25 protein-coding genes are annotated in these 24099 nt (G+C 67.2%); 16 read left to right on the forward strand and 9 right to left on the reverse strand.

Annotated features, from left to right (window positions below):
* Positions 1-15: 15 nt before the first annotated feature.
* Both CVUC_RS12260 and CVUC_RS12265 read right to left on the reverse strand, forming a co-directional pair.
* The gene (locus tag CVUC_RS12260) at positions 16-948 is read right to left on the reverse strand and encodes a fatty acid desaturase family protein (protein WP_096034447.1); all 933 of its coding nucleotides are present in this window, start codon (positions 946-948) and stop codon (positions 16-18) included.
* Between the two features lie 202 nt (positions 949-1150).
* Positions 1151-2182: a UbiA family prenyltransferase gene (locus tag CVUC_RS12265; RefSeq protein ID WP_164512748.1), complete on the reverse strand. Its 1032-nt coding sequence runs from the start codon at positions 2180-2182 to the stop codon at positions 1151-1153.
* Positions 2183-2313: 131 nt separating this feature from the next.
* On the opposite strand from CVUC_RS12265, the gene CVUC_RS12270 reads away from it, so the two are divergent.
* From CVUC_RS12270 to CVUC_RS12280, 3 genes are all read left to right on the forward strand, one after another.
* The gene (locus tag CVUC_RS12270; protein ID WP_096034445.1) at positions 2314-2571 is read left to right on the forward strand and encodes a hypothetical protein; all 258 of its coding nucleotides are present in this window, start codon (positions 2314-2316) and stop codon (positions 2569-2571) included.
* 69 nt (positions 2572-2640) lie between these two features.
* Entirely contained in the window at positions 2641-2928 is a 288-nt protein-coding gene (locus CVUC_RS12275; protein ID WP_096034444.1) for a DUF454 family protein, read from the forward strand.
* A 32-nt stretch (positions 2929-2960) separates the two neighbouring features.
* A complete protein-coding gene (locus tag CVUC_RS12280; protein WP_096034443.1) occupies positions 2961-4754 on the forward strand; it encodes an ABC transporter ATP-binding protein in 1794 nt (597 codons plus the stop codon).
* Here CVUC_RS12280 and CVUC_RS12285 read toward each other — a convergent pair.
* Positions 4735-6483 (reverse strand): DUF4153 domain-containing protein, encoded by a 1749-nt coding sequence (locus CVUC_RS12285; protein ID WP_096034442.1) that lies wholly within the window; start codon positions 6481-6483, stop codon positions 4735-4737. The two genes, CVUC_RS12280 and CVUC_RS12285, sit on opposite strands and share 20 nt — an antisense overlap.
* 100 nt (positions 6484-6583) lie before the next feature.
* On the opposite strand from CVUC_RS12285, the gene CVUC_RS12290 reads away from it, so the two are divergent.
* Together CVUC_RS12290 and CVUC_RS12295 are read left to right on the forward strand one after the other, a co-directional pair.
* The gene (locus CVUC_RS12290; protein ID WP_096034441.1) at positions 6584-8098 is read left to right on the forward strand and encodes a S10 family peptidase; all 1515 of its coding nucleotides are present in this window, start codon (positions 6584-6586) and stop codon (positions 8096-8098) included.
* Between the two features lie 64 nt (positions 8099-8162).
* The gene (locus tag CVUC_RS12295; RefSeq protein ID WP_096034440.1) at positions 8163-8546 is read left to right on the forward strand and encodes an iron chaperone; all 384 of its coding nucleotides are present in this window, start codon (positions 8163-8165) and stop codon (positions 8544-8546) included.
* Between the two features lie 138 nt (positions 8547-8684).
* Here the strand turns inward: CVUC_RS12295 and ppk2 are convergent, their stop codons facing one another.
* Positions 8685-9446 (reverse strand): polyphosphate kinase 2, encoded by a 762-nt coding sequence (gene ppk2 / locus CVUC_RS12300; RefSeq protein WP_096034439.1) that lies wholly within the window; start codon positions 9444-9446, stop codon positions 8685-8687.
* Between the two features lie 46 nt (positions 9447-9492).
* On the opposite strand from ppk2, the gene CVUC_RS12305 reads away from it, so the two are divergent.
* Both CVUC_RS12305 and CVUC_RS12310 read left to right on the forward strand, forming a co-directional pair.
* A complete protein-coding gene (locus tag CVUC_RS12305) occupies positions 9493-10209 on the forward strand; it encodes a 16S rRNA (uracil(1498)-N(3))-methyltransferase (RefSeq protein WP_010921244.1) in 717 nt (238 codons plus the stop codon).
* A gap of 142 nt (positions 10210-10351) precedes the next feature.
* Positions 10352-11713: a glutamate--cysteine ligase gene (locus CVUC_RS12310; RefSeq protein WP_096034438.1), complete on the forward strand. Its 1362-nt coding sequence runs from the start codon at positions 10352-10354 to the stop codon at positions 11711-11713.
* Between the two features lie 18 nt (positions 11714-11731).
* Here CVUC_RS12310 and CVUC_RS12315 read toward each other — a convergent pair whose 3' ends face one another.
* Entirely contained in the window at positions 11732-11875 is a 144-nt protein-coding gene (locus CVUC_RS12315; RefSeq protein ID WP_015923270.1) for a hypothetical protein, read from the reverse strand.
* On the opposite strand from CVUC_RS12315, the gene CVUC_RS12320 reads away from it, so the two are divergent.
* The 3 genes from CVUC_RS12320 to CVUC_RS12330 all read left to right on the forward strand — a co-directional run bounded on the left by CVUC_RS12320 (position 11822) and on the right by CVUC_RS12330 (position 14838).
* Positions 11822-12163, forward strand: coding sequence for a hypothetical protein (locus CVUC_RS12320; RefSeq protein WP_015923269.1), 342 nt, complete (start codon positions 11822-11824; stop codon positions 12161-12163). The genes CVUC_RS12315 and CVUC_RS12320 overlap by 54 nt on opposite strands.
* Positions 12164-12172: 9 nt before the next feature.
* Positions 12173-14053: a peptide MFS transporter gene (locus CVUC_RS12325; RefSeq protein ID WP_096034437.1), complete on the forward strand. Its 1881-nt coding sequence runs from the start codon at positions 12173-12175 to the stop codon at positions 14051-14053.
* A 287-nt stretch (positions 14054-14340) separates the two neighbouring features.
* Entirely contained in the window at positions 14341-14838 is a 498-nt protein-coding gene (locus CVUC_RS12330) for a GNAT family N-acetyltransferase (RefSeq protein WP_096034436.1), read from the forward strand.
* 166 nt (positions 14839-15004) lie between these two features.
* Here the strand turns inward: CVUC_RS12330 and tldD are convergent, their stop codons facing one another.
* The 4 genes from tldD to CVUC_RS12350 are packed head-to-tail and all read right to left on the reverse strand — an operon-like array spanning position 15005 to position 18217.
* Positions 15005-16441 carry a metalloprotease TldD gene (gene tldD, locus CVUC_RS12335; protein ID WP_024265953.1) on the reverse strand — a complete coding sequence of 479 codons (1437 nt, stop codon included), beginning with the start codon at positions 16439-16441 and terminating at the stop codon, positions 15005-15007.
* Between the two features lie 56 nt (positions 16442-16497).
* Positions 16498-17334 (reverse strand): GIN domain-containing protein, encoded by an 837-nt coding sequence (locus CVUC_RS12340; protein ID WP_096034435.1) that lies wholly within the window; start codon positions 17332-17334, stop codon positions 16498-16500.
* The gene (locus CVUC_RS12345) at positions 17331-17894 is read right to left on the reverse strand and encodes a DUF1700 domain-containing protein (RefSeq protein ID WP_096034434.1); all 564 of its coding nucleotides are present in this window, start codon (positions 17892-17894) and stop codon (positions 17331-17333) included. Before CVUC_RS12345 ends, CVUC_RS12340 begins: the two co-directional genes overlap by 4 nt.
* The gene (locus CVUC_RS12350) at positions 17891-18217 is read right to left on the reverse strand and encodes a PadR family transcriptional regulator (RefSeq protein ID WP_010921237.1); all 327 of its coding nucleotides are present in this window, start codon (positions 18215-18217) and stop codon (positions 17891-17893) included. The genes CVUC_RS12345 and CVUC_RS12350 overlap by 4 nt, the downstream gene beginning before the upstream one ends.
* Before the next feature lie 374 nt (positions 18218-18591).
* Here CVUC_RS12350 and coxB point away from each other — a divergent pair, with 374 nt between their 5' ends.
* The 6 genes from coxB (at position 18592) to CVUC_RS12380 (ending at position 24061) form a co-directional block, all read left to right on the forward strand.
* Positions 18592-19521, forward strand: coding sequence for a cytochrome c oxidase subunit II (gene coxB / locus CVUC_RS12355; protein WP_096034433.1), 930 nt, complete (start codon positions 18592-18594; stop codon positions 19519-19521).
* A 26-nt stretch (positions 19522-19547) separates the two neighbouring features.
* Positions 19548-21206, forward strand: coding sequence for a cytochrome c oxidase subunit I (ctaD, locus tag CVUC_RS12360; RefSeq protein WP_010921235.1), 1659 nt, complete (start codon positions 19548-19550; stop codon positions 21204-21206).
* A 107-nt stretch (positions 21207-21313) separates the two neighbouring features.
* The gene (gene cyoE, locus CVUC_RS12365) at positions 21314-22333 is read left to right on the forward strand and encodes a heme o synthase (RefSeq protein ID WP_015923267.1); all 1020 of its coding nucleotides are present in this window, start codon (positions 21314-21316) and stop codon (positions 22331-22333) included.
* Entirely contained in the window at positions 22330-22491 is a 162-nt protein-coding gene (locus CVUC_RS12370; protein WP_010921233.1) for a hypothetical protein, read from the forward strand. The genes cyoE and CVUC_RS12370 overlap by 4 nt, the downstream gene beginning before the upstream one ends.
* The gene (locus tag CVUC_RS12375) at positions 22469-23119 is read left to right on the forward strand and encodes a cytochrome c oxidase assembly protein (protein ID WP_015923266.1); all 651 of its coding nucleotides are present in this window, start codon (positions 22469-22471) and stop codon (positions 23117-23119) included. The genes CVUC_RS12370 and CVUC_RS12375 overlap by 23 nt, the downstream gene beginning before the upstream one ends.
* A gap of 69 nt (positions 23120-23188) precedes the next feature.
* On the forward strand, positions 23189-24061 hold the full coding sequence (locus CVUC_RS12380) for a cytochrome c oxidase subunit 3 (protein WP_010921231.1): 873 nt from the start codon (positions 23189-23191) through the stop codon (positions 24059-24061).
* The last annotated feature ends 38 nt before the right edge of the window (positions 24062-24099 follow it).

Raw genomic sequence — 24099 nt, forward strand, 5'->3', positions numbered from 1 at the left:
ACTGTTCGAGCAACTCTATCTGGAAGAGGCTTGCGTTAACACGCTCCGATACCCCGGCGCGGTCAGCATGCCCTGAGTCAGGCCCTTCTTCTCCAGCACCCGGTGGGCCAGCGGCAGGTTCCAGCACGGGGTGTGCATGAACATGTGATGTTCGGCGTGGAAGTTGACGTAGTAGGGCGCGATCAGAGCGCGCTCGATCAGGTTGGCGTGGGTGGTGCGCGCGTGACGGAACGGGTCGGGCTCGTTCTTGGCCACCAGGGCGTGCTCGGCGATGTTGCGCAGGCGCGTGACCAGCGGGAACCAGGTCGCCATCGGCACGATCCACAGCGCCAGCCACGCCCACCACAGGCCCAGAGCCGACAGCACGACCAGGATGCCGAGGTTCCACAGCAGGAACGGCCTTTGCCGTGCGATCTCGCCGGCGAAGATCGCTCCTTTCGGCGCGCCGCCCTTCATCTTGCCCAGCAGTGGGCCGAAGCGCTGCTTGAAGAAGGTCTGGCCGGTCAGGTCGCGGATCACCTTGCGCCACAGCGAGGCGCGGGTGGTCGGGAAGGGCGCAGAGAGCACCAGATCAGGGTCCTCGGCCTGCTGGGCGTATTTGTGATGACTGAGGTGATAGGGGCGATAGCTGGCCAGAGACGCTCCTGTCGGCGCGGCGCACAGCCACTCGCCCAGCCAGTCGTTGATCTTGTGGTTGGGATGTAGCCCGCCGTGCGCGGCCTCGTGCATCAGGATCGCCAGACCCAATTGCCGCGCGCCGATCAGCATCACGGCCAGGACATAGGTCAGCGGATTGGGGAAGGCGACGAACAGCGCCCCGGCGGCGAGGATCACGCCCCAGGCGTGGGCCACCATCCAAATGCCCCGCCAGGACGAGCGCGCGGAAATCCGCGTCCATTCCTCGGGCGTGAACAGGTCCAGCGGTTTGACGCGTGGAGCGACGGCCATGTGCGGAGCATCGCACAGTCCGCCTGGGCTCAACAGCGTGACCTTGCGTCACCAGATGGAGCCGCCTCTGACGCCATTTGGTGTGTCATCCCGGAAGCCTCGCAGAGGCTATCCGGGACCCAGGGGCGAGCGGCGGTGCGGCGGCCCCTGGGTCCCGGCTCTGCGCGCTTCGCGCTTGGGCGGGATGACAAGGGGTTTGAGGTTAGAAGCTGACGCCCGGCTTCCAGAGCCCGGCCACAAGGCCTGCGAACACCAGAAGCCCTGCGACCGCGTTGGACTTGAAGAGCTTCAGCGCGCCGGGACCATCCTCGATCCGCACGGCGGCGGCCTGACGCGACAGGTGCAGGGCGAACAGGGCCGCCAGCGGCAGGAACAGCGGGCCGATGTCGCCCATCCAGCCGGCGATCACCAGCAGGATGAAGCTGACGAGATAGAACCCGGCGACGCCGATCTGGACGTGCTGGCCAAGCCGCCGGGTCGAGGACTTGATCCCCGCCAGGGCGTCGTCCTCGATGTCCTGGATCGCGTAGATCGTGTCGTAGCCCAGGGTCCAAAAAATGCCCGAGGCGTAGAGCAGGGCGGCCGACCAAGAGAGGTGAGGCGTCGACGCCAGAACGGCCATACTGCCGGGGGATGCGGCGGTCATCAGGCTCGCCACGAGGTGATACAGCGTCGGAGCTCCACCGCTAGCGGCGGCGTAGCCTAGCAAGGCGCCCCAATTGAACGTCAGGCCAAGCCAGGCCTGGGGCCACCAGGTGATCCGCTTCATGAACGGATAGGCTGCGACAAGTCCTAGGGACAAGACCCCGAGAAGCAAGCAAAGCGGATTTAAGCACAGTAGGATCAGGAAACTCACGAGGCAGCAGCCGACCACGAACAGCCAGGCCTGTTTGACGCTGATCAGCCCCGCCGGGATCGGCCGCATCGCCGTGCGGGCCACCTGGGCGTCGAAGTCGCGGTCGACGATGTCGTTGAACGCGCAGCCGGCCGCCCGCATCAGGGCCGCGCCGACGAACACCGCCAGCAGCAGCAGCGGGTTGGGCCAGCGGCCCTGTTCGGCGGCGGCCAGGGCGATGCCCTGCCAGCCGGGCAGCATCAAGAGCCAGATGCCCACCGGCCGGTCGAAGCGGCCCAGCTTCAGCCAGGGCCGCAGGCGCTCAGGCGCGTGGCGGTCGACCCAGTTGGTGGCGGCGGCGTCCGGCAGGACGCCAGGAGGGCTTTGGGCGGCGGTCATGCGGCGAGGCTTAACCTGCGAACGGCGCGCTCGTCGCATAGGGAAGATCGATGTCTCCGCGAAAAACGATCAATTGGATTTATTCGTCCCTCGGCGCGAAGGTCTTGGTGTAGCCCCGAGGAGTTCTCGCCATGACCCTGTCACCCCTTTCCGGCGCCGTGCTCCGCATCCTGGCCTGGAGCCTGCTGCTGGCCGGCGGCGTGGCCGGGATCGTTCTGCCGCATCCGGTGACCACAGCCCTGTGGACGGCCGCGACCCGGCTGTTCGCGAAGGCCGGAGACGCGGGGATGGTCGCCCGCCTGACCTCGGCGACCAAGTTCGGGCCGCGCATCCGGCGCGGCCTTGCCCGCGACCCGGGCGCCAGGCCGACGCGCCTTAGCCTCGCTTAAGGGCTCCAGGTCTTGCGAGCCGCTCTCAATTTTCTCGACAGCGGGGGCGCGCGGCGCGAGGATCGACGCATGGCTTTCGCCGTCCAGGACCGTCGCTCGCGCCGCCGCCGCCTCACCCGCGTCGAGCGTTGGGTGCTGGACGGGATGGGCGGCGTGCTTCTGGCCACCGGCGCGGTCGGGGCGGTGGTGCCGGGCATGCCGACCACTGTGTTCTGGATCGGCGCGGTGCTGTGCTTCCTGAAGACCCGTCCCCACGCGGTGCGCCCGATGCTGCGCGTGCCGGTGGTGGGGCCGGCGATCCGCTGGTTCCTGCGCTGGCGGCCGTTTGGCGGCGGGCGAAAGCGCGGGCGGGGCTGACGCGCGGGCGGGAAAGCCCTATCTCCCGCGCCATGACCGACATGATCGAGGACGAAGACGAGACCGGCGCCAAGAAGCGCGCGCTGTCCAACCGCCAGGTGCTGGGCTTTGTCGCCCGCTTCTGGAAGCGGCGCCCGGTGCTGTTCGGCCTGGGTGTGGGTCTGACCCTGGTGGCCGTCGCCTTCGATCTGGCGCTGCCCTACGCCGCAGGACACCTGGTCGACACCGTGGCCACCAAGCCGCGCGGCGATACGCAGGCCTGGTCGGCGCTGGCGATCTTTGTCGGCGTCTATTTCGCCTTCGCGGTGGTGCGCAACATCGCCCACCGGTTCTGGATCCCCCTGGCGGCCCGGAACATGGAGGAGATGACCAACGAGGGCTTCGCCAAGGTCCAGGCCTTCTCGTCGGACTGGCACGCCGACAGCTTCGCCGGCGCGACCGTGCGAAAGCTGACCCGCGCCATGTGGGGCTATGACAGCGTCACCGACGCGGTGACCATCTGGCTGGGGCCGGGCGTCATCGTGTTGATCGGCCTCTCCGTCGCCATGCTGGTGCGCCAGCCGTTGGCGGGGATCATCTCGCTGGTCGTGGTGGCGGCCTATCTGACGGTGAACCTCGTCATCACCGAGCGCTATGTGCGGCCGTCGAACCTGAAATCCAATGCGCTTGATTCAAAGATCGGCGGGGCCCTGGCCGACGCGGTGACCTCCAACCCCACCGTCAAGAGCTTCGGCGCCGAAACCCGCGAGGCCGAGCGCCTGGCCAAGGTGACGGCGCAGTGGCGCGAGGCGGTGATGGTCACCTGGAACCGCTTCACCGACGTGTGGCTGGGCCAGAACCTGCTGCTGGTGGTGCTGCAGGCCGGCCTGACCGGGGCCATGGTCTGGGGCTGGACGCAGGGCACGGCCACGCCCGGCGATGTGGCCTTCGCGATCACCGCCTTCATGCTGATGAGCGGCTACCTGCGGAATCTGGGCGAAAACATCCGCATGCTGCAGAAGGGCATTGATGACACCGAGGACGTCGCGGCCTGGACCCGCCTTGCGCCGCAGATCGCCGATGACCCGAACGCTCCGGAGTTCCAGCCCGGTTCCGGCGCGATCGAATTCCAGGACGTGACCTTCCGCTACAAGGCCGCCGGCGCGCCGCTGTACGATCGGTTCAGCCTGAAGATCGCCCCCGGCGAGCGGGTGGCGCTGGTCGGGCCGACGGGCTCGGGCAAGTCGACCTTCGTCAAGCTGATCCAGCGCCTGCACGACCTGCAGGACGGAGCGGTGGTCATCGACGGCCAGGACGTCTCGACGGTGAAGCAGGCGTCTTTGCGCCGCGCCATTGCGGTGGTGCCGCAGGACCCCGCCCTGTTCCACCGCAGCTTGTTTGAGAACATCGCCTACGGCAAACCGAACGCCACCCGCGAAGAGGTCGAGGACGCCGCCATCAAGGCCCGCGCCCACGAGTTCATCCTGCGCCTGCCCAAGGGCTACGACACCCTGGTCGGCGAGCGCGGCGTCAAGCTGTCGGGCGGCGAGCGCCAGCGGGTGGCCATCGCCCGCGCCTTCCTGGCCGACGCGCCGATCCTGGTTCTGGACGAGGCGACCTCGTCGCTGGACGTCGAGACCGAAGGCCACGTCCAAGAGGCCGCCGAGGCGCTGATGGAGGGCCGCACGACGATCGTCATCGCTCACCGCCTGTCGACCGTGCGCGGCGCCGACCGGATCCTGGTGTTCCAGGGCGGCCGCGTCGTTGAGGAAGGCCGGCACGCCGAGCTGACCGCCAGGGGCGGGGTCTATGCGCGGCTCAACGCGATCAGCGCGGGGGTGGCGTAACGCTGACCTGACAATCCTTGCTGGCCGGCTGCAGCGCCAGGCGACGCCCGTCCAGGATCAGATCGCGGCGGGCGACAGGCTCGCTCAGGCTGGACGCGCCGGCTTTCATCCAGGCCTCCAGGTCGTAGCTCTCACAGCCCGCCGCGGCGACCGCGGTCAGGGTCCAGACGCGGTCCGCGCCCTCGGAGAAGACCTTCAGGCGGTCGCCCTCGGCGAGCAGCACCTCGTCCTTGCCGTCGGCGTCGACGTCAGCGACCAGGGCTGGGCACTGCATGGCTATGGCCGTGCAGTTCGAGCCTGAAGGCTGTGACCAGTCCTGCGCAACAAAGCTCTGGGGCAGCGCCTTGCCGGCCGGATAGACGGCCATGGCCTTGAAGTCGGGCCGTTTCTCGCCCGCCGGGTATTGCTTCTCGGTGCTGGCGGCGGCGTCGCGGGCGCGCTTGGCGATCTCGGCGTTGGGGTGGGTCTTCAAGCGATCCAGCGCTTCGCGGCCGTAGCGGCCGGCGTCGAAGCGCAGGAACTGGAAGTCGAACTTGTCCGCCGCCACCTCGCCGCTCTCCAGCCGCTTGACCTGGCTCGCCACCGAAAGCCGCGCCGGGTTGGCGATCGGGGTGAACAGGGCGATCAGCAGCAGCACGCAGGCTGCAGCCATGATCGGGTTGGTCCGCTCCAGCGGCTTCATCCAGGGGCCGGGCTTCACGGCCGCCAGGGCGTAGCCCGCCGTGAAGCCGATCGCGACCACCAGGTAGACGCCGGCGACCACCCGCTCGGGCGTCAGGCCGTACTGGTCGATCCGCAGCCACAGGGCGTAGCCGGCCAGGATCACGATCGGGATCAGCAGCAGGCCGGCGATCCGCGCCGCGAGACGAGGGATCAGATGCGGCGGCTCTTCGCCGTCCTGATAGGCGGCGTTGATCAGCAGGATCAGGGCGGCGGCCGCTGACAGCAACAGGGCGGTGGCGGCCTTGGTGCCCCACAGCGGCGCCAGGCCCGTGAAGGGCAGGGTGGCCAGGAACCCGCCGCCGATCAGCACCATCAGCGGCAAGAGCCAGCCCAGCAGGGTCAGACCCACGGTCAGGGCGCCGCGCACCAGGCCCGCGCGGGCCTCGGTCAGCTGCACGGCCATATGGACGGCGGCGGCGAACATCAGGCCGGTGGCCGGGAAGGCGAAGGCGGTCTCGCCGATCAGCTTGCCGATGGCCTCGATCCCGATCAGCTTGAACAGGGCGGCGGCCAGGAACAGCAGCAGCCAGAAGGCGCCGGTGAAGGCCAGGGACAGCGCCAGCCGCACGCCGTTGGTCCAGGTCAGGTCGAAATAGGCGGGGTAGGGCGCGACGGGCTTGCCGGCCGCGTCGGCGGGCTGGACCAGATGGTGAGCGATGAACAGCATGGCGGCGGTCGCCAGGAACAACGGCGGCGACAGCGGGCTGGCCCCGATACGGTCGAGGGCGGCGCCGACCCAGGCGGCATGGACGGCCAGGATCGCCGTGACGGCGGTGGCGACCGCGGTCCAGACCACGAGGTTGGCGCGCCGCATCGCCGACAGCGCCGCCAGCGGCAGCAGCGGGACCATCAGCACGCAGACCAGCAGCGGCGCGTACAACATCGGCTGTGTCGCGGGCCAGGTCTTCGACTCGTCGGCCTTCTGCAGCAGGAACAGCGCAATCCCCTGGGCCAGGCCGATGGCCAGGCGAAGAATGGCGGCGTCGCGCGACCGCGTGGCGTCCATGGCGAAGTCCTCCCGTTCGCGGCCACACCATCACGTTGGCTCAAGGTTGTGAAGCCACGCGCCTTGGCCTAGCAATTTCGCCCTCAGTGGAGGGGTATCGATGAAACAGTCTTTCCGAGCGGGCCTGCTGGCTCTGGTCGCCGTGGCGGCCCTGTCGGGTCCGAGCGTGTTCGCCCCGTCCGCGTTCGCCCAGGACAAGGGCGGCGACAAGGCCGCCGCCGAGAAGTCTGGAACCGACCTGCCGGCGTTCCCCGGCGAGAAGTCGGTCAAGCAGACCACGGTCCTGGCCGGCAAGACCCTGACCTACACCGCCACGGTCGGCGCCATGCCGGTGCGCGACGAGAAGGGCAAGAAAATCGCCGAGGTGGTCTATACCGCCTACACCCTGGACGGACCGCGCGATCCCAAGCGTCCGATCACCTTCGCCTTCAACGGCGGTCCGGGCGCGGCCAGCGTCTATCTGAACTTCGCCCTGGGCCCCAAGCGCGTGCAGTTCGGCGCCGAGGGCGACAGCCCGTCGGACTTCAGTAAGCTGGACGACAATCCGGCCTCGTGGCTGGACTTCACCGATCTGGTGTTCATCGACCCGGTCGGCACCGGCTTCTCGCGTTCGCTGATCCCTGAGGACGAAGCCAAGAAGCGCTTCTTCGGCGTCAAGCAGGACATCGACTACCTGTCGCGGATCGTCTTCGACTACCTGGTCAAGTCCGACCGTCTGGCCGCGCCGAAGTATCTGGTCGGCGAAAGCTACGGCGGCTTCCGGGGGCCGCGCCTGGCCTACACCCTGCAGACCGATCTAGGGGTGGCGGTGAAGGGCGTGGTGCTGGTCTCGCCGCTGCTGACCAGCGCCGGCCGTGTCTCGCAGGAGATCTCGCCTCTGCCGGCCATGTGGACCCTGCCGTCGATCGCGGCGGCCAAGCTGGAGCGCGAGGGTAAGCTGACGCCCGAGGCGATCAAGGCCGTCGAGGACTATACGCGCGGCGAATACATGGTCGACCTGATGAAGGGCGCGGACCCCGCCGCCCTGGATCGCCTGACAGCCAAGGTCTCGGCGATGACGGGGCTTGATCCGACCTATGTCCGCCGCGCCGGTGGTCGCCTGGAAACCCAGTCGTTCCTGCGCGAGGCGTTCCGCGACAAGGGGCGCCTGGGCAGCCGCTACGACAGCAACGTCACCTCGCTCGACCCCTTCCCGTTCGCGCCGGAGCAGGAGGTCAATGACCCGATCCTCGACGCGATCATCGCTCCGACCACCAGCGCGATCGTCGATTTCACGACCCGCGTCGTCGGCTGGAAGCCTGAGGCTCGCTATGAGGCGCTGTCCTACAAGGTCAACGGCCAATGGGACCGCGGTCGCGGCGCGGACACCGAGTCGGTCACCGACCTGCGCAAGATCGTCTCGGTCGATCCCAAGCTGAAGGTGCTGATCGTCCACGGCTATAACGACCTGTCGTGTCCGTTCTTCGCCTCGCGCCTGATCGTCGACGCCATGCCGGCCACGGCCAATGGCCGCGTGACCCTGTCCAACTATGCGGGCGGCCACATGTTCTACAGCCGCCCCGACAGCGGGGCTGCGTTCCGCAAGGACGTGATGGCGCTGTATGGGGTGAAATAGTCGCGGCGGTGTCGGCGGGGGCGTTTTTGCAACGTCCTTGGTGTGATCGATCGAGGACCATCCGATGATGAAGCCCCCCGCCGCATCCGTGGACGACTATCTGGCCAGACTGCCCGCCGATCAGCGCGCGGCGCTGGAGGTTCTTCGCGGTCAGATCCGCGCGGCCGCCCCCGAGGCGGTCGAGGCGATCAGCTATGGCCTGCCGACCTTCAAGCTGAACGGCAATCTCGTCCACTTCGGCGCGGCGGCCAAACACTGCGCCTTCTATCCGGGCGCGGTGATGGACGTGTTCGCCGAGCGGCTGGCCGGCTTCGACACCGCCAAGGGCACGATCCGGTTCCAGCCGGACGCGCCGCTGCCGCCGGACCTGGTGGAGGACATCGTCCGCCATCGCGTGGCGCGGAACGTGGAGATCGCGGCGGAGCGAAGGGCTCGGAAGAGGGGCTAGCAGCGCCCCCTCCGTCGCGCGGCTGCGCCGCGCGCCACCTCCCCCGCAAGCGGGGCAGGAGGGTGGCCCTCTCCTCCTCACCCGCATCGCGGGGGAGGTGGCGCGGCGCCGATAGGCGACGTGACGGAGGGGGCGCAGCTACCGCGCCAACCGCCCATCTTCCAGCGCCGCCGGCTCGAACGGGAAGATCACCGCAGGATCGGGCCTCTCCACGCCCTTGAGGATCTTCTTGTCGCCGGCCGCGTGCAGCAGCCAGCGGATGACGTTGAGCCGGGCGGCCTTCTTGTGGTCGGCGCGGACGCAGATCCAGGGCGCGACGTCGCTGTGGGTGCGCATCAGCATCTCGTCGCGGGCCTTGGTGTAGTCGTCCCACTTTTCCTGGGCGACGGCGTCCAGCGGGCTGGTCTTGAAGGCCTTCAGCGGGTCTTCGCGGCGGGATTTGAGGCGCTTGGCCTGCTCCTCGCGGCTGATGTCCAACCAGAACTTTACATAGCGCAGGCCGTTCTCGACCAGCATCCGCTCGAAGGCCGGGACATCGCGCAGGAACTGCTCCTGCTGCTGCGGCGTCGAAAAGTCCATCACCCGCTCGACGCCCGCCCGATTGTACCAGGAGCGGTTGAACAGCACCGCCTCGCCGCAGGCCGGCAGCCATTCGACATAGCGCTGAAAATACCACTCGCTGCGCTCGCGGTCGGTGGGCTTGGGCAGGGCCACGACCGTGGTGGCGCGCCGCGACAGGTGCTCGGTGATCCGGGCGATGACGCCGTCCTTGCCGGCGGCGTCGCGGCCCTCGAAGACCACGAGGATCTTGTCGCCGTCCTTGATGGCCTTTTTCTGCAGGGCGATCAGCGCCAGTTGCAGCTGGACGAGTTCGGCCTCGTCGTCGTCGGACTTGCTCATCTGCCGAGCCTACCCCCGGGCGCGTCGGTTAGGCTAGAAGGACGAAATGATCCGCCTTTTCGTTCCCAATGATCTGTCCGCCGGGGCCGGCGTCGTCCCCACCGTCGATCAGTCGCGCTACCTGACCTCGGTGATGCGTCTGTCGGTCGGCGCCGAGCTTTTGCTGTTCAACGGCCGCGACGGCGAGTGGCGGGCGACCCTCGTCGAGGCCACCAAGCGCGGCTGCCTGCTGAAGGCCGAAGAGCAGACGCGGCCGATGACGCTGGGCCCCGACCTCGACCTCATCGTCGCCATGGTCAAGCGCGGCCGCGTCGAGACCATCGTCGAGAAGGCCGCCGAGCTGGGCGCGCGCCGGGTGCGGCTGACCATCACGCGGCGGACCAATGTCGATTTCGTCAAGCTGGGGCGCCTGGACGCCATCGCCATGGAGGCCGCCGAGCAGACGGGGCGCCTCGACGTGCCCGAGGTCGCCGACCCCGAGAAGCTGGACAAGATCCTCGACGCCTGGGACCCGGCCCGGCGCCTGGTGTTCTGCGACGAGGGTGGCGACGCCAGGCCCATGATCGAGGCGCTGTCGGGGACAACCGGGCCTGCCGCGATCCTGATCGGTCCCGAGGGCGGCTTCGCCCCGGAGGAACGCGAGCGCCTGCGCGGGCTTGCTTTCGTCACGCCGGTGTCGCTGGGCCCGCGCATCCTGCGCGCCGACACGGCGGCCATTTCAGCCATGACCCTGTGGCAGGCTGCTGCCGGGGATTGGCGGTAGTCCGCAGATAAGCTCAAGGTGGCCCCTTGAGGTTCGCAAAGAAAACGCCCAACTGGGCGTGACTGATTAGGATCGCCGTCGGCGGAGAGTATGGGCCCTCTCTTTCCGCAGCACCGCAACACCCTGGGGAGGGACGGCTTGCATGGCCGACACCGCTAGCGTTCAGGAGCGTCAGCTGACGCTCGACGACCTCACCGCCTATTTCGCCAAGGGCTCCAAGCCCAAGGAAGCCTTCCGTGTGGGGGCCGAGCACGAGAAATTCGGCTTCTATCTGGGCTCGCATGAGCCCGTGCCCTACGAGGGCGACAAGGGCGTCCACGCCCTGCTGACCGGACTGCAGCGCTTTGGCTGGACGCCGGTCATGGAGGGCGAGGTCATCATCGGCCTCGAGCGCAACGGGGCCAATGTCAGCCTGGAGCCGGGCGGTCAGTTCGAGCTTTCGGGCGCGCCGCTCTCGACCATGCACGAGATCTGCGAGGAGACCGGCCAGCACCTGGACGAGGTCAAGACCGTCGCCGACGAGCTGGGCCTGGGCTTTACGGGTCTGGGCTTCTCGCCGAAGTGGACGCGCGAAGAGGTGCCGGTGATGCCCAAGGGGCGTTACGTGATCATGCGCAACTACATGCCCAAGGTCGGGAATCTCGGCCTCGATATGATGCTGCGCACCTGCACGGTGCAGGCCAATCTCGACTTCTCCAGCGAAGCCGACATGGTCGCCAAGTTCCGCATGAGCCTGGCTTTGCAGCCGATCGCCACGGCCCTGTTCGCCAATTCTCCGTTCACGGAAGGCAAGCCCAACGGCTTCCTGTCGGCCCGGGCCAATGTCTGGACCGACACCGATCCCAACCGCACGGGCCTCTTGGACTTCGTGTTCGAGGACGGCTTCGATTTCGAGCGCTACGCCCGCTACGCGCTGGATGTGCCGATGTATTTCGTCAAGCGCGGCGACAAGTACATCGACGTCGCCGGCCGGTCCTTCCGCGACTTCATCGAGGGCAAGCTGCCCGAGCTGCCGGGCGAGATCGCCACGATGAAGGACTTCGCCGACCACACGACCACGGCCTTCCCCGAAGTGCGGCTGAAGACGTATCTGGAGATGCGCGGCGCCGACGCCGGGCCCTGGAGCCGCCTGTGCGCCCTGCCGGCGCTGTGGACGGGCGTCTTCTACGATGACGCCGCGCTCGCCGCCGCGTGGGACCTCTGCAAGGACTGGACGCTGGAGGACCGCGAGGGCCTGCGTCGCGATGTGCCCAAGCTGGGCCTCAAGGCGCAAGTCGCCGGCCGCTCGGCCCAGGACGTGGCCAAGGATTTTGTCGCCGTCGCCAAGGCGGGTCTGAAGAACCGCGCCCAGTTGAACGGCGGCTTCCTGGACGAGACCATCTATCTGGGCGAGCTGGAGCAGATCGCCGACAGCGGGATCACCCCGGCCGAGAAGCTGCTGTCGCTGTACAACGGCGCCTGGGGCGGCGACATCGAACGGGTCTTCACCGACTGCGCGTACTAGTCGTCCGCGAGAGGCTGATCAGAGAATCGCCCGAACCGCTGCGATCAGGCCAATCCAAAGCCCGACCGTGGCGGCGAGCGCCAGAAGCCGGCCCCAGGCGAGGCGGCGTTGCGGTCGAATTGCGGTCGCGTGAACAGCCTGATCATAGGAGACGTAGGCCATGGTTTCCTCCGTGCGTCTCTGGCGGACGCTGGGGCGATGGTCGCGCTCCCAAGGGTCAAAAGCGCCTTAATTCGCGGTTTCGATCAAGGGGGCGCAATGTCGCGGTCGGGGTGTCCGCGTCGCCCGTTTCCCGTTCTGGATCGGGCATGGCGGGCCTGGGCTCTGGCGCCCGCGCAAGCCGTTGCTTGTGAAACCCTCTCCCGCGTGGTCTTCTCGCCGCCAAATTGGGGCCGGCGGGGACGATTTGACCAAATGGGGGGTCAGTTTCCGCCTCTCGTCACGTTCTAAGGCTAGCGTATGAACATCGTTATCGCCGTGGGCATCCTGGTCACGCTCGTGACCGGGATCCCGGTTCTTCTTCAATTGCTGAAAGGCCATCCGCGCGGCCTGATCATCTGTTTCCTGGCCGAGATGTGGGAGCGCTTCTCCTACTACGGCATGCGCGCCATCCTGATCTTCTACCTGACGCAGCACTTCCTGTTCGATCCGAAGGCCGCGTCCGGGCACTACGGCTCGTACACCGCGCTCGTCTATCTGGTGCCGCTGATCGGCGGCTTCCTGGCCGACAAGTGGCTGGGCACGCGCAAGGCTGTGGCGTTCGGCGCCGTCCTGCTGGTGGCCGGCCACCTGGCCATGGCGATCGAGGGCAAGCCCGCCGTCCAGACCCTGACCTATCAGGGCGCGACCTACGAGTTCCAGGCCGAGGGCCGCGGTCAGAACCGCGAAGCCAAGCTGGTGGTCGACGGCAAGGCCTATGAGGTCGCCGCGACCAAGGTCGGCGATTTCGAGATCAAGGGCCTGCCCGCCAACGCGCCGCTGCCCGCCGTTCTGCCCAAGGCCGACTACAAGCTGGACGTCGCGGGCCGCGACCCGCTGTACCTGAACATCTTCTGGTTCTCACTGTCGCTGATCATCCTGGGCGTCGGCTTCCTGAAGCCGAACATCTCGACCATCGTCGGCCAGCTCTATCCGCAGGGCGATCCGCGCCGCGATCCGGGCTTCACCCTCTACTACTACGGCATCAATCTGGGTTCGTTCTGGGCCTCGATCCTGTGCGGCCTGCTGGGCGTCAATGTCGGCTGGTGGGCGGGCTTTGGCCTCGCCGGCGTCGGCATGCTGGCCGGCTTCATCGTCTTCGTGCTGGGCAAGCCCTGGCTGGACGGCAAGGCCGAACCGCCGGAGCCCAAGGTGCTGAAGGAAAAGGTCGCCGGTCCGATCAACCGCGAACTGGCCATCTACGGCCTGTCTCTGGTGGGCCTCATCGGGATCTTCTTCCTGGTGCAGTTCAACGCCATCGTCGGGGTCGCCCTCAACATCGGCATCCTGGCCTCGCTGGGCTATATCGGCTTCTTCATGTTCACCAAGTGCGCCAAGGAAGAGCGCGAGCGCCTGGCGCTGGCCGTGTTCCTGATCTTCGGCGCGGTGGTGTTCTGGACCCTGTTTGAACAGGCCGGCTCGTCGCTCAGCCTGTTCGCCGCCACCAATGTCCAGCTGGATCTGGTCCGCGAGCCGGTCCGGCTGTTCAGCGGCGCGGTGACCCTGGCCACGCCTGACCAGCTGGCCAAGGCCGGCATCGACGCGGCCTCGACCTTCTGGGTCGACACCAGCTTCAACGCCCCGCAGACCCAGGCGCTGAACGCCGGCTGGATCCTGATCTTCGCGCCCGTGTTCGCGGCGGTGTGGACGTTCCTGGGCGCGCGCGGCAAGGACCCGAACCCGGTGATCAAGTTCGGCCTGGCCCTGATCCAGGTCGGCGCCGGCTTCCTGCTGCTGCAGTGGGGCTCCACCTTCGCCGACGGCGCGTTCAAGCTGCCGCTGATCTTCCTGGTGCTGATGTACATGCTGCACACCACCGGCGAGCTGTGCATGTCGCCGGTCGGCCTGTCGCAGATGACCAAGCTGTCGCCCGCCTCGGTGGTGTCGTTCATGATGGCCGTCTGGTTCCTGGCCGTGGCCATCGCCCAGTGGGTCGGCGGCAAGATCGCCGGTCTGGCGGCCACCGAGACGGTCGGCGGCCAGGTGCTGGACCCCGGCGCGGCCCTGGCCGCGTCGCTGAAGGTCTTCAACATCATCGGCCTGGTGGCGGTGGCGATCGGGATCGGCTTCCTCTTGCTGTCGCCGGTCCTCAAGAAGTGGTCGCACGGCGCCGACAACGTCGGCGCGCCCAAGAAGGCCTAAGGCGGCGTCCTAAGCAAAGAGGGGCCCCGGCGACGATCCGGGGCCCCTCGCGGAGACGTGGAGGGGACCACGTCTCACCTTCGGGTGAGACGGTCCTCGCGGTGGCTCAAACCGCGGGGACCGCTTCCGCTCCCAACCCGAACGGTCAGGACAATGGCGTCCTGGGTTCGACGGTGCCTCTCGGCTCCCCTTGAGGGAAGTTACAAGCCGGACAGGTGGATTAAACCTTTGCAAGGTGGCGCCGGGCCGCGACCCGTCCGCCGTGGGGCCCAGGCGCAGGTGAGGTTATGAGCCGACTTTCGATCCCCCTCGCCCTCGCTGATCTGAACGCGCCTGACGGCGCGGCGCTGCTGGCGCTGAACAACGCCCACGCCGTGGAATTGTCCTGGCTGGAGCCCGAGCGGCTGGCGCATCTGGTCGCGCAGGCGTTTCTGGCGCGGCGTGTCGGCGTGGCCGACGCCCTCTTGCTGACCTTCGACCAGGACGCCGACTACGACAGCCCCAACTTCCTGTGGTTTCGCGAGCGCTATCCGACGTTCGTCTATGTCGACCGCGTCGTCGTCGCCGACAGCGCGCGGGGCAGGGGGCTGGCCAAGGCGCTCTATGACGACCTCTTCGCCGCAGCCACGGCGGCGGGCCACGCGCGGATCGTCTGTGAGGTCAATTCCGACCCGCCCAACCCCGCCTCGGACGCCTTCCATGCGGCGCTCGGCTTTGTCCCGGTGGGGACGGCCGAGATCCATGGCGGGAAGAAGACGGTGACGTATCTGGAGCGGCGGCTTTAGCGCTGAGAAGCGCCCCCCCCCCGTCGCATCGCCTACCGGCGTTGCGCCACCTCCCCCGCGAGCGGGGCAGGAAGCTCTGAGTGATCGCTCTCCTCACCCGTGAAACGGGGGAGGTGGCGCGCTGCGGATACGCGGCGTGACGGTGGGGGCGCTTTCGGACGTCCCCTTAGACCGCCGTCCCGCCCACGGTCAGGCCGGTGATCTTCAGCGACGGCTGGCCCACGCCCACCGGCACGCCTTGGCCCGACTTGCCGCAGACGCCGATACCGGGGTCGAAGTCGAAGTCGTTGCCGATCATCGTCACGCGGGTCAGCGCGCTGGGGCCATCGCCGATCAGGGTGGCGCCCTTCACGGGGGCGGTGATCTTGCCGTCTTCGACGAGGTAGGCCTCGGTGCACTGGAAGACGAACTTGCCGTTGGTGATGTCGACCTGGCCGCCGCCGAAATTGGCGCAGTAGAGGCCGCGCTTCAGCGAGGCGATCATCTCTTGCGGATCGTGCTCGCCGGCCAGCATGCCGGTGTTGGTCATGCGCGGCATGGGCATGTGGGCGTAGGACTGACGGCGGCCGTTGCCGGTGGCCTTCATGCCCATCAGGCGGGCGCTCATCCGATCGTGCATGTAGCCGACGAGAATGCCGTCCTCGATCAGGATGGTGCGCTCGGTGGGGGTGCCCTCGTCATCGACCGTCAGAGAGCCGCGGCGACCGGGGATCGATCCGTCGTCGAAGACGGTGACGCCGGGGGCGGCCACGCGCTCGCCGATGCGGCCTGAAAAGGCGCTGATGCCCTTGCGGTTGAAGTCGCCTTCCAGGCCGTGGCCGACGGCCTCGTGCAGCAGCACGCCGTTCCAGCCCGGACCCAGCACCACGTCCATCTCGCCGGCGGGGCAGGCGACGGCGTCCAGATTCACCAGCGCCATGCGCAGGGCCTCATCGACCTGATCCTGCCACTTGTCGGGGCTGATCCAGGCGGCGAAGCCGGCGCGGCCGCCGGCGCCGGACGAGCCGCTCTCGCGGCGGCCGTCCTTCTCGACGGTGACCTGGACATTGACGCGCACCAGCGGGCGGACGTCCCGGATCAGCCGGCCGTCGGCGCGCAGGATCTCGACGACGCGGCGCTCGCCGGCCATCGAGGCCATCACTTGCACGACGCGCGGATCGCGGGCGCGGGCGAAGGCGTCGATCTCCTGCAGCAGGGCGACCTTGTCGGAGAAGTCCGGCGCGCTGACCGGATTGTCCTCGCCATAGAGTTTCTCGTTGGTGGCGCGCGGTCCTTCGGCGCTGACGCCGGCGTGCCCGCGCTTGGCCAGGCTCGCCGAATCAGAGGCGCGGCGGATGGCGGCCTCGGAAATCTCGGCGGCGTGGGCGTAGCCTGCCGTCTCGCCGGCCACCACGCGCAGGCCAAAGCCCTCGCCCGAATCGTAGGAGGCGCTCTTGAGGCGTCCATCGTCGAAGACGAAGGCCTCGCTCTCGGAGCGTTCGAGGAACAGTTCGCCGTCGTCGGCGCCGGCCAGGGCTTCGCCCAGGATCGCGCGGGCGCGGTCAGGATCGACGCCGGCTGCGTCCAGGATCGAAAGGGAAGAGGCGGGGATCGGAGCGTTCATGGTCCTACAGGTAAGACTTCCGAACGCGCTCGTCACCCCGCCCCTTTTGTCGCGGATCAGTACTCGCGGCGGATATCGCCCGAGCCGGTGATCTCGCTGGTCACCGACTTGGGCTCGGTGCGCAGCTCGACATCGCCGCTGCCGGAGATGTCGATCTTGGCCTTGTCCGTGGCGAAGACCGCGCCGCCGCCGCTGCCCGAGACGTCGATGGTGGCGTCCTTGGCCTTCAGCGCGGCCAGGTCGGCATAGCCCGAGCCGGCGTTGTCGACGGTGACCGTCTCGGTCTTGCCCTCGGCCTCGACGTCGCCGCTGCCCGAGATATCCAGCCCCAGGGCCGGGTGCTCGTAGCGGCGGATATCGAGATCGCCCGAGCCGCGCACCTCGAAGCGGGTGACGTCGGGCGCCACGACCGTGATCTTCATCCGGTCGCGATCGCTACGCACCTGCAGCCCGTCCGGGCCCAAGGTCATGACGGCGCTGTCGGCCAGATTGATGTCGTCGAGGCTGATGCGGCCGCCGTCGACCTTCAGGCGATCGACATAGGTCTTGGGCCCGGAGACGACGATCTTGGCCTCTGCGCCTTGGACGAAGACGACGTCGACCGGCAGGTCGATGATCAGCGTGTCCTTGCCCGTCCAGGGCAGGGTGCGATCGACCATCGGCGACGGCGCTCCGCCGGCGCCAACGTGGCGGACGGTGTGGATCACCTTGCCGTTGTCGTCGGTGATGGTCACCGAGGCGCTGTCCCCAAACGGGATCGTCCAGCCTTTGGTCATCAGTTCAGGGCCGGCGATGGCCGCCACCCCAGCGAAGCAACCGACCGCGAGGGCGAAGCTCGCCCCGGCGACGATGAGCGTATTGCGGATCAACATGGTCCCCTCCTCTCCGCTCAAGCTTGTTCCATGGCCGGCTTCAGCAGCCGGAAGTGCAGGCGGGCGTACCAGACGACCGCATTGAAGACCCCGACCGTCACCACCGTCAGCAGCGAGCCGATGAAGGTGGCCACGCCCATCAGGCCGATGCCCGTCAGGAAGGCGGTGATCGGCCCTCCGGGCGGCGAGGCCAGCGGACCTGCGGCGAAGATGAAGCCGCCGACGAAGAAGATCGTCACCACGGCGACCAGGAAGCCGAACAGCGTGGCCAGCACGCCCATCAGCAGGGGCAGCAGGAAGATCACGTCGATGGCCCCCAGGCCGATCAAGGCGATGATCGCGGCCATGGCGTTGGACGGGGTCTTCTTCTCCTCCCACTGCTTGAGGCCGGCCTCGGCGCGCAGCTCGCGGGCCAGGCGATCGGGATCGCCCAGGGCGGCGGCGACCTCGGCCTCGGTGCGACCGGCGGCCTGGGCGTCGGCGAAGTGCGCCTCGTGATCGGCGACGATGTCGGCGATCGTGGTGGCCGGCAGGCCCGACAGGCCCCGGCGCAGGCGGGTGATGAACTCGGCGCGGGTCATGCAGCGGCTCCCACGATGTTGTTCACCGCGGTGGCGAACGCGGTCCATTCGGCCTTCTGCTGCGCCAGGCTCTCGCGCCCGGCGGCGGTGAGGCGGTAGTATTTGCGCGGCGGGCCGCTCTGGCTTTCCACCAGATAGGTCTCGACCAGGCCATCCGACTGCATGCGGCGCATCAGCGGATAGATCGTCCCTTCCCCCATATCGATGTCCCTCGTGAGCCTGCTGGCGATCTCGTAGGCGTAGCTGTCGGCGTGCGAGAGCAGGGCCAGCACACAGAGCGCCAGCACGCCTTTCTTCAGTTGGATTTCAATTGTTTCCGGCACGGCGTCCTTGCCTCCGTTGATGCTCCCTTGTACCGCCCGGTACTGAGCGGTGCAAGGTACCTACTCATGAATGATACGTAATGATCCGGACGCCGAATCCGGGGGTTTCTGAGAGGCATTCGCGACTGAACCCCCTCGGGGCGGGGGTTACGGGCTGTTCCCATGCTCAGCGCGTGGGCTCTGGCGCTTGGCAAGGGCTGGCGATGCGCGTATGCAGCCTCCGGACCGACAATCGGGCGGGCTGGGCGTCGACACGCGACTCATTTTGAGCAAAGTCGATTGCGCAGGACCTTATCGACAGTCGTAATGTGCATGTCGGCGCGGCGCGGGCCTTGATCGGGCTCAAATCGCCGCCGAAACGGGCCGTGAGGGATATGAAGGCGCAATTTTCGGGGATTCGGCGGATCATGACGGGCGCGTCCGCCCTCGCCGCTACGATGATGTTCGCGGGACACGCGCTCGCGGAAGATCTGATGGGCCAGCCGACGCCGGGGGCCATCGACCTCCAGCCGGCCGCGTCGGAGCTGAAGCACCACGCGATCTGGTTCCATGACTGGATCCTGATGCCGATCATCACGGCCATCACCCTGCTGGTGCTGGGCCTGCTGATCTGGATCGTTGTTCGCTACAACAAGAAGGCGAACCCGGTCGCCGCCAAGTTCAGCCACAACACCATGATCGAGGTGATCTGGACGGTCGTGCCGGTCGCGATCCTGATGGTCATCGCCATCTTCTCGTTCCGCCTGCTGTTCCACTACAACGACATGCCCAAGCCGGACCTGACCGTGAAGGCCACGGGCTATCAGTGGTACTGGGGCTACGAGTACCCGGACCAGAAGGTCAGCGAAATCATCTCGCTGCCGCTGACCAAGGAACAGGCCGAGGCCAAGAAGGTCCCGTATCTGCTGGCCGCCGACAACGCGATGGTCGTTCCGGTGAACAAGGTCGTCCGGGTTCAGGTCACCGCCGCCGACGTGATCCACGCCTTCGCCCTGCCGGCCTTCGGTCTGAAGACCGACGCGATTCCCGGCCGCCTGAACGAAACCTGGTTCAAGGCCGATCGCACCGGCGTGTTCTACGGCCAGTGCTCGGAGCTGTGCGGCGTCGACCACGCCTTCATGCCGATCGAGATCAAGGTCGTGACCCAAGCCGAGTTCGACGCCTGGGTTAAGGCCAAGACCGCTCCGCCCGCGCCTGCGGCCGCTCCGGCTGAAGCCCCCGCGGCTTCGGGCGCGACCCCCGCCTCGGCTCCGGCCGCCCCCGCTTCCGTTCCGGCCGCGGCTCCTGCCGCGCCGGCGGCCTAAGAATACGATCGTAGGATAGACGTCAGATGGCTTCCGCCGCAGACACTCACGACCACGCCCACGACGACGACCACAAGCCGCCGTTCTTCGCTCGCTGGTTCTTCTCCACGAACCACAAGGACATCGGCACGCTGTACATCCTGTTCGCCATCATGGCGGGCATCGTCGGTGGCGCGCTTTCGGGCCTCATCCGCTGGGAGCTGATGGCGCCGGGCATTCAGGTGTTCTCCGACACCGGCATGCTGGCCCAGATGGGCATCTTCAAGGGCAAGCACGGCTATAACGCCGTCGTCACCGCCCACGCCCTGATCATGATCTTCTTCATGGTCATGCCTGCGATGATCGGCGGGTTCGGCAACTGGTTCGTTCCGATCATGATCGGCGCGCCGGACATGGCCTTCCCGCGGATGAACAACATCTCGTTCTGGCTGCTGATCGCCGCCTGGATCCTGCTGGTCCTGTCGATGTTCGTCGACGGCGGCCCGGGCCACGGCTTCGGCGGTGGTTGGACGATCTATCCGCCGCTGTCGACCATCGGTCACAAGGGTCCGGCCATGGACCTGGCGATCCTGTCGCTCCACCTGGCCGGCGCCTCGTCGATCCTGGGCGCGATCAACTTCATCACCACGATCTTCAATATGCGCGCGCCGGGCATGACCCTGCACCGCATGCCGCTGTTCGTCTGGTCGGTGCTGATCACCGCCTTCCTGCTGCTGCTGTCGCTGCCCGTCCTGGCCGGCGCCATCACCATGCTGCTGACCGACCGTAACTTCGGCACCCACTTCTTCGACCCGGCCGCCGGCGGCGACCCCGTCATGTTCCAGCACCTGTTCTGGTTCTTCGGCCACCCGGAAGTGTACATCCTGATCCTGCCGGGCTTTGGCATCATCAGCCACATCGTCTCGACCTTCTCCAAGAAGCCGGTCTTCGGCTACCTGGCGATGGCCTATGCGATGGTCGCCATCGGCTTCGTCGGCTTCGTCGTGTGGGCGCACCACATGTACACGGTCGGCATGAGCATCAACCTGCGCGCCTACTTCGTGGCCGCCACGATGATCATCGCCGTCCCGACCGGCGTGAAGATCTTCAGCTGGATCGCCACGATGTGGGGCGGTTCGCTCAGCTTCAAGACGCCCATGCTGTGGGCGATCGGCTTCATCTTCCTGTTCACGGTCGGCGGCGTCACCGGCGTCGTCCTGTCGAACGCCGGCATCGACTACACCCTGCACGACACCTACTACGTGGTGGCCCACTTCCACTACGTGCTGTCGCTGGGCGCGGTGTTCGCCATCTTCGCGGGCTTCTACTACTGGTTCGAGAAGATGTGGGGCGTGAAGTACAACGAGTTCCTCGGTGCGGCCCACTTCTGGATCATGTTCATCGGTGTGAACCTGATCTTCTTCCCGCAGCACTTCCTGGGCCTGCAAGGCATGCCGCGTCGCTATGTCGACTATCCGGACGCCTTCACCCTGTGGAACTACGTGTCGACGGTCGGCTACATGATCACCGTCGTTGGTGTCGGCGTGTTCATGCTGGTGCTGATCGAGGCGGCGATCCGTCGCCGCAAGGCCGAGGCCAACCCGTGGGGCGAAGGCGCCACCACGCTGGAATGGACCCTGTCCTCGCCGCCGCCGTTCCACCAGTTCAGCGAACCGCCGGTGATCAAGGGCGACGACCACCACTAGGGTGAACCGTCGTCCGTAACCGGACCTAAAAAGGGGGGGCGCGGGCGGGATCCTTAAGGGTCCGGGCCGCGCCCCTCGCCTGTTCAAGACCTGTATGTTTTGGATCGATGTCAAAGACAGCCGCCATGACGTCTGACAGCGCCGAGACGACCCCGCTGCGGGATTCGTCGGAAACCGCCCGCTGGCAGGACTATTTTCAGCTGATGAAGCCGCGCGTCATGTCGCTGGTGGTCTTCACCGGTCTGACGGGCCTCCTGGCCGCGCGCGCGCCGATCCATCCCGTGCTGGCCGCCATCGCCGTGCTCTGCATCGCCGTGGGCGCGGGCGCCTCGGGCGCGCTCAACATGTGGTACGACGCCGACATCGACCAGAAGATGCGCCGCACGCGCGGCCGCCCCGTTCCGGCCGGCAAGATCAAGGGCGAGGAAGCCGCCTCGCTGGGCGTGGTTTTGTCCCTGCTGTCGGTGATGTTCCTGGGCTTCGCGGTCAATTGGCTGGCCGCCGGCCTCCTGGCCTTCACGATCGTCTTCTACGCGGTCGTCTACACGATGTGGCTCAAGCGCTGGACGGCGCAGAACATCGTCATCGGCGGCCTTGCGGGCGCGCTGCCGCCCGCCATCGGCTGGGCCGCCGCCACGGGCTCGGCGCCCCTGAACGCCTGGCTGATGGTGGCGATCATCTTCTTCTGGACGCCGCCGCACTTCTGGGCGCTGTCGCTGTATGTCACCACCGACTACGCCAAGGCCGGCGTGCCGATGCTGCCCGTGGTCAAGGGCGCGCGCGAGACGCGCAAGCAGATCCTGCTCTACAGCCTGATCCTGTTCCCGATCTGCCTGTCGCCGGTGCTGACGGGCCTGGGCGGCCCGATCTATCTGGCCGTGTCGGGTCTTGGTGGCCTCGTTTTCCTGCTGCTGGCCTGGCGCGTGTTCGCCAGCAAGGCCGGCGACGCCGCCGATCCGCGCGTAGCCGACCGCGCCCTCTATGACGTCACCGAGGATGAGAAGGCCGCCGGGGCCAAGGCCGCCCGCAATCTGTTCGCCTTCTCGATTCTCTACCTCTTCGCCCTGTTCGCCGCCCTGCTGGGCGAGGCGGTCACGGGCGTTCGCCCCTTGGAGCTCCTGAAGTGAATCAACCGGTCGAAACCGACGCGGCGCAACAGGCCGCCAAGAAAGCCCGTGACGGACGCAACCTGGCCCTCGCCTTGGGCCTGGTCGCCTTCGTCGTTCTCGTGTTCGTGGTCACCCTCGTGAGGCTCGGCGGAAATGTCGCAAAACCCCACATCTAACGACGATCTCACCCCGCAGCAGCAGATGGCGCGTCGCAACAAGAAGGTTGCGGTCATCTGCGTGGCGACCTTCTGCGGCATGATCGGCGCGGCCTATGCGTCGGTGCCGCTCTACAAGCTGTTCTGCCAGGTGACCGGCTTCGACGGCACGGTCCGCCGTGCCGAGGTGGCCCCGACCCGTGTGCTGGATCGCAAGATCACCGTACGATTCGACGCCAATATCCGTGAGCTGCCCTGGCGCTTCCAGGCGCTGCAGCCCAAGCAGGATATCCGCATCGGCGATACGGGTCTGACCTTCTTCAAGGTCACCAACCCTACGGACAAGCCGATCACGGGACGCGCGCTCTATAACGTCGTGCCGGAACAGGCGGGGCCGTACTTCCAGAAGCTGGAGTGCTTCTGTTTCACCAGCCAGACGATCCAGCCTGGCCAGACCGTAGAGTTCCCGGTGGTCTACTTCGTAGATCCCCAATATGCGGACGACCCTGAAACGAAGGGAAAGCCTGAGATCACCCTCAGCTACACCTTCTTCCCGGCGGTCGACGACGACAAGCCGGGGCAAGTCGCGGCCGCGACAACGCCCCGCATCGTGGACCCCCTTGGCGGCGCACCGTCGAGAGGTCTATAGCATTCGGCATACACGCATAGGCGGGGGGACCGGCCGTGCGTCTAGAGGGATATAAGGGTTAGCAGCAACATGGCCGGCGCCGTCAAACACGACTACCACATCCTTCCGCCCAGCCCGTGGCCCTTCGTGGGCTCGGCCGCCGCCACCGTTATGGCCATCGGCCTGATCGGTTGGCTCAAGGGCGGCGTGCTCGGCATCGAGAAGGGCAACTGGGCCATTTTCGCCGCGGGCATGGCCGGCATCCTCTACACGATGTTCGGCTGGTGGGCCGATGTCGCCAAGGAATCGAAGGCGGGGGATCACACCCCGGTCGTCTCGATCGGCCTGCGCTACGGCATGATCCTGTTCATCGCCTCGGAAGTGATGTTCTTCGTGGCGTGGTTCTGGATGTTCTTCGAGATGGCGCTGTTCCACGAGCACCGCACCCTCTCGACGATCGAAGAAGTTCGCACCGCCTGGGCCGCCTGGCCGCCGGCCGGTGTCGAGACGGTCTCGGCCTGGCACCTGCCGCTGATCAACACCCTGACCCTGCTGCTCTCGGGCACGACGGTCACCTGGGCGCACCACGCGCTGCAGGTCGGCGACCGCAAGGGCGCCAAGTGGGGTCTGATCCTGACCATCGTGCTGGGCTGCCTGTTCACCGCCATCCAGGTGTACGAGTACGCGCACATCAACCACGAGCAGCTGTTCTACTCGGAAGCCGCCGCCAATTCGGGCCTCTATGGTTCGACCTTCTTCCTGGCCACGGGCTTCCACGGCTTCCACGTCTTCGTGGGCACGCTGTTCCTGATCGTCTGCCTGATCCGCCTGATGACCGGCGCCTTCACGCCCCAGAAGCACTTCGGCTTCGAAGCGGCCGCCTGGTACTGGCACTTCGTTGACGTGGTCTGGCTGTTCCTGTTCGCGTTCATCTACGTGATCTTCGGGGCCTCGGCCCACTAGATCAGAAGATCCACGGGGGCCCGGAACGCCAGACAGCG

This window comes from Caulobacter vibrioides (genome assembly GCF_002858865.1).
Classification (GTDB): Bacteria; Pseudomonadota; Alphaproteobacteria; order Caulobacterales; family Caulobacteraceae; genus Caulobacter; species Caulobacter vibrioides.

Excerpts from the sequence above, each read along its gene's own strand:
- CVUC_RS12330 (WP_096034436.1), top strand. The coding sequence starts at position 14,341 with ATGAGCCGACTTTCGATCCCCCTCGCCCTCGCTGATCTGAACGCGCCT.
- ppk2 (WP_096034439.1), bottom strand. The coding sequence starts at position 9,446 with ATGAGCAAGTCCGACGACGACGAGGCCGAACTCGTCCAGCTGCAACTG.
- CVUC_RS12345 (WP_096034434.1), bottom strand. The coding sequence starts at position 17,894 with ATGACCCGCGCCGAGTTCATCACCCGCCTGCGCCGGGGCCTGTCGGGC.
- CVUC_RS12325 (WP_096034437.1), top strand. The coding sequence starts at position 12,173 with ATGAACATCGTTATCGCCGTGGGCATCCTGGTCACGCTCGTGACCGGG.
- CVUC_RS12305 (WP_010921244.1), top strand. The coding sequence starts at position 9,493 with ATGATCCGCCTTTTCGTTCCCAATGATCTGTCCGCCGGGGCCGGCGTC.
- cyoE (WP_015923267.1), top strand. The coding sequence starts at position 21,314 with ATGTCAAAGACAGCCGCCATGACGTCTGACAGCGCCGAGACGACCCCG.
- CVUC_RS12375 (WP_015923266.1), top strand. The coding sequence starts at position 22,469 with ATGTCGCAAAACCCCACATCTAACGACGATCTCACCCCGCAGCAGCAG.
- CVUC_RS12310 (WP_096034438.1), top strand. The coding sequence starts at position 10,352 with ATGGCCGACACCGCTAGCGTTCAGGAGCGTCAGCTGACGCTCGACGAC.
- CVUC_RS12265 (WP_164512748.1), bottom strand. The coding sequence starts at position 2,182 with ATGACCGCCGCCCAAAGCCCTCCTGGCGTCCTGCCGGACGCCGCCGCC.
- CVUC_RS12270 (WP_096034445.1), top strand. The coding sequence starts at position 2,314 with ATGACCCTGTCACCCCTTTCCGGCGCCGTGCTCCGCATCCTGGCCTGG.
- coxB (WP_096034433.1), top strand. The coding sequence starts at position 18,592 with ATGAAGGCGCAATTTTCGGGGATTCGGCGGATCATGACGGGCGCGTCC.
- tldD (WP_024265953.1), bottom strand. The coding sequence starts at position 16,441 with ATGAACGCTCCGATCCCCGCCTCTTCCCTTTCGATCCTGGACGCAGCC.
- CVUC_RS12285 (WP_096034442.1), bottom strand. The coding sequence starts at position 6,483 with ATGGACGCCACGCGGTCGCGCGACGCCGCCATTCTTCGCCTGGCCATC.
- CVUC_RS12315 (WP_015923270.1), bottom strand. The coding sequence starts at position 11,875 with ATGGCCTACGTCTCCTATGATCAGGCTGTTCACGCGACCGCAATTCGA.
- CVUC_RS12275 (WP_096034444.1), top strand. The coding sequence starts at position 2,641 with ATGGCTTTCGCCGTCCAGGACCGTCGCTCGCGCCGCCGCCGCCTCACC.
- CVUC_RS12380 (WP_010921231.1), top strand. The coding sequence starts at position 23,189 with ATGGCCGGCGCCGTCAAACACGACTACCACATCCTTCCGCCCAGCCCG.
- CVUC_RS12295 (WP_096034440.1), top strand. The coding sequence starts at position 8,163 with ATGATGAAGCCCCCCGCCGCATCCGTGGACGACTATCTGGCCAGACTG.
- CVUC_RS12290 (WP_096034441.1), top strand. The coding sequence starts at position 6,584 with ATGAAACAGTCTTTCCGAGCGGGCCTGCTGGCTCTGGTCGCCGTGGCG.
- CVUC_RS12260 (WP_096034447.1), bottom strand. The coding sequence starts at position 948 with ATGGCCGTCGCTCCACGCGTCAAACCGCTGGACCTGTTCACGCCCGAG.
- CVUC_RS12280 (WP_096034443.1), top strand. The coding sequence starts at position 2,961 with ATGACCGACATGATCGAGGACGAAGACGAGACCGGCGCCAAGAAGCGC.
- ctaD (WP_010921235.1), top strand. The coding sequence starts at position 19,548 with ATGGCTTCCGCCGCAGACACTCACGACCACGCCCACGACGACGACCAC.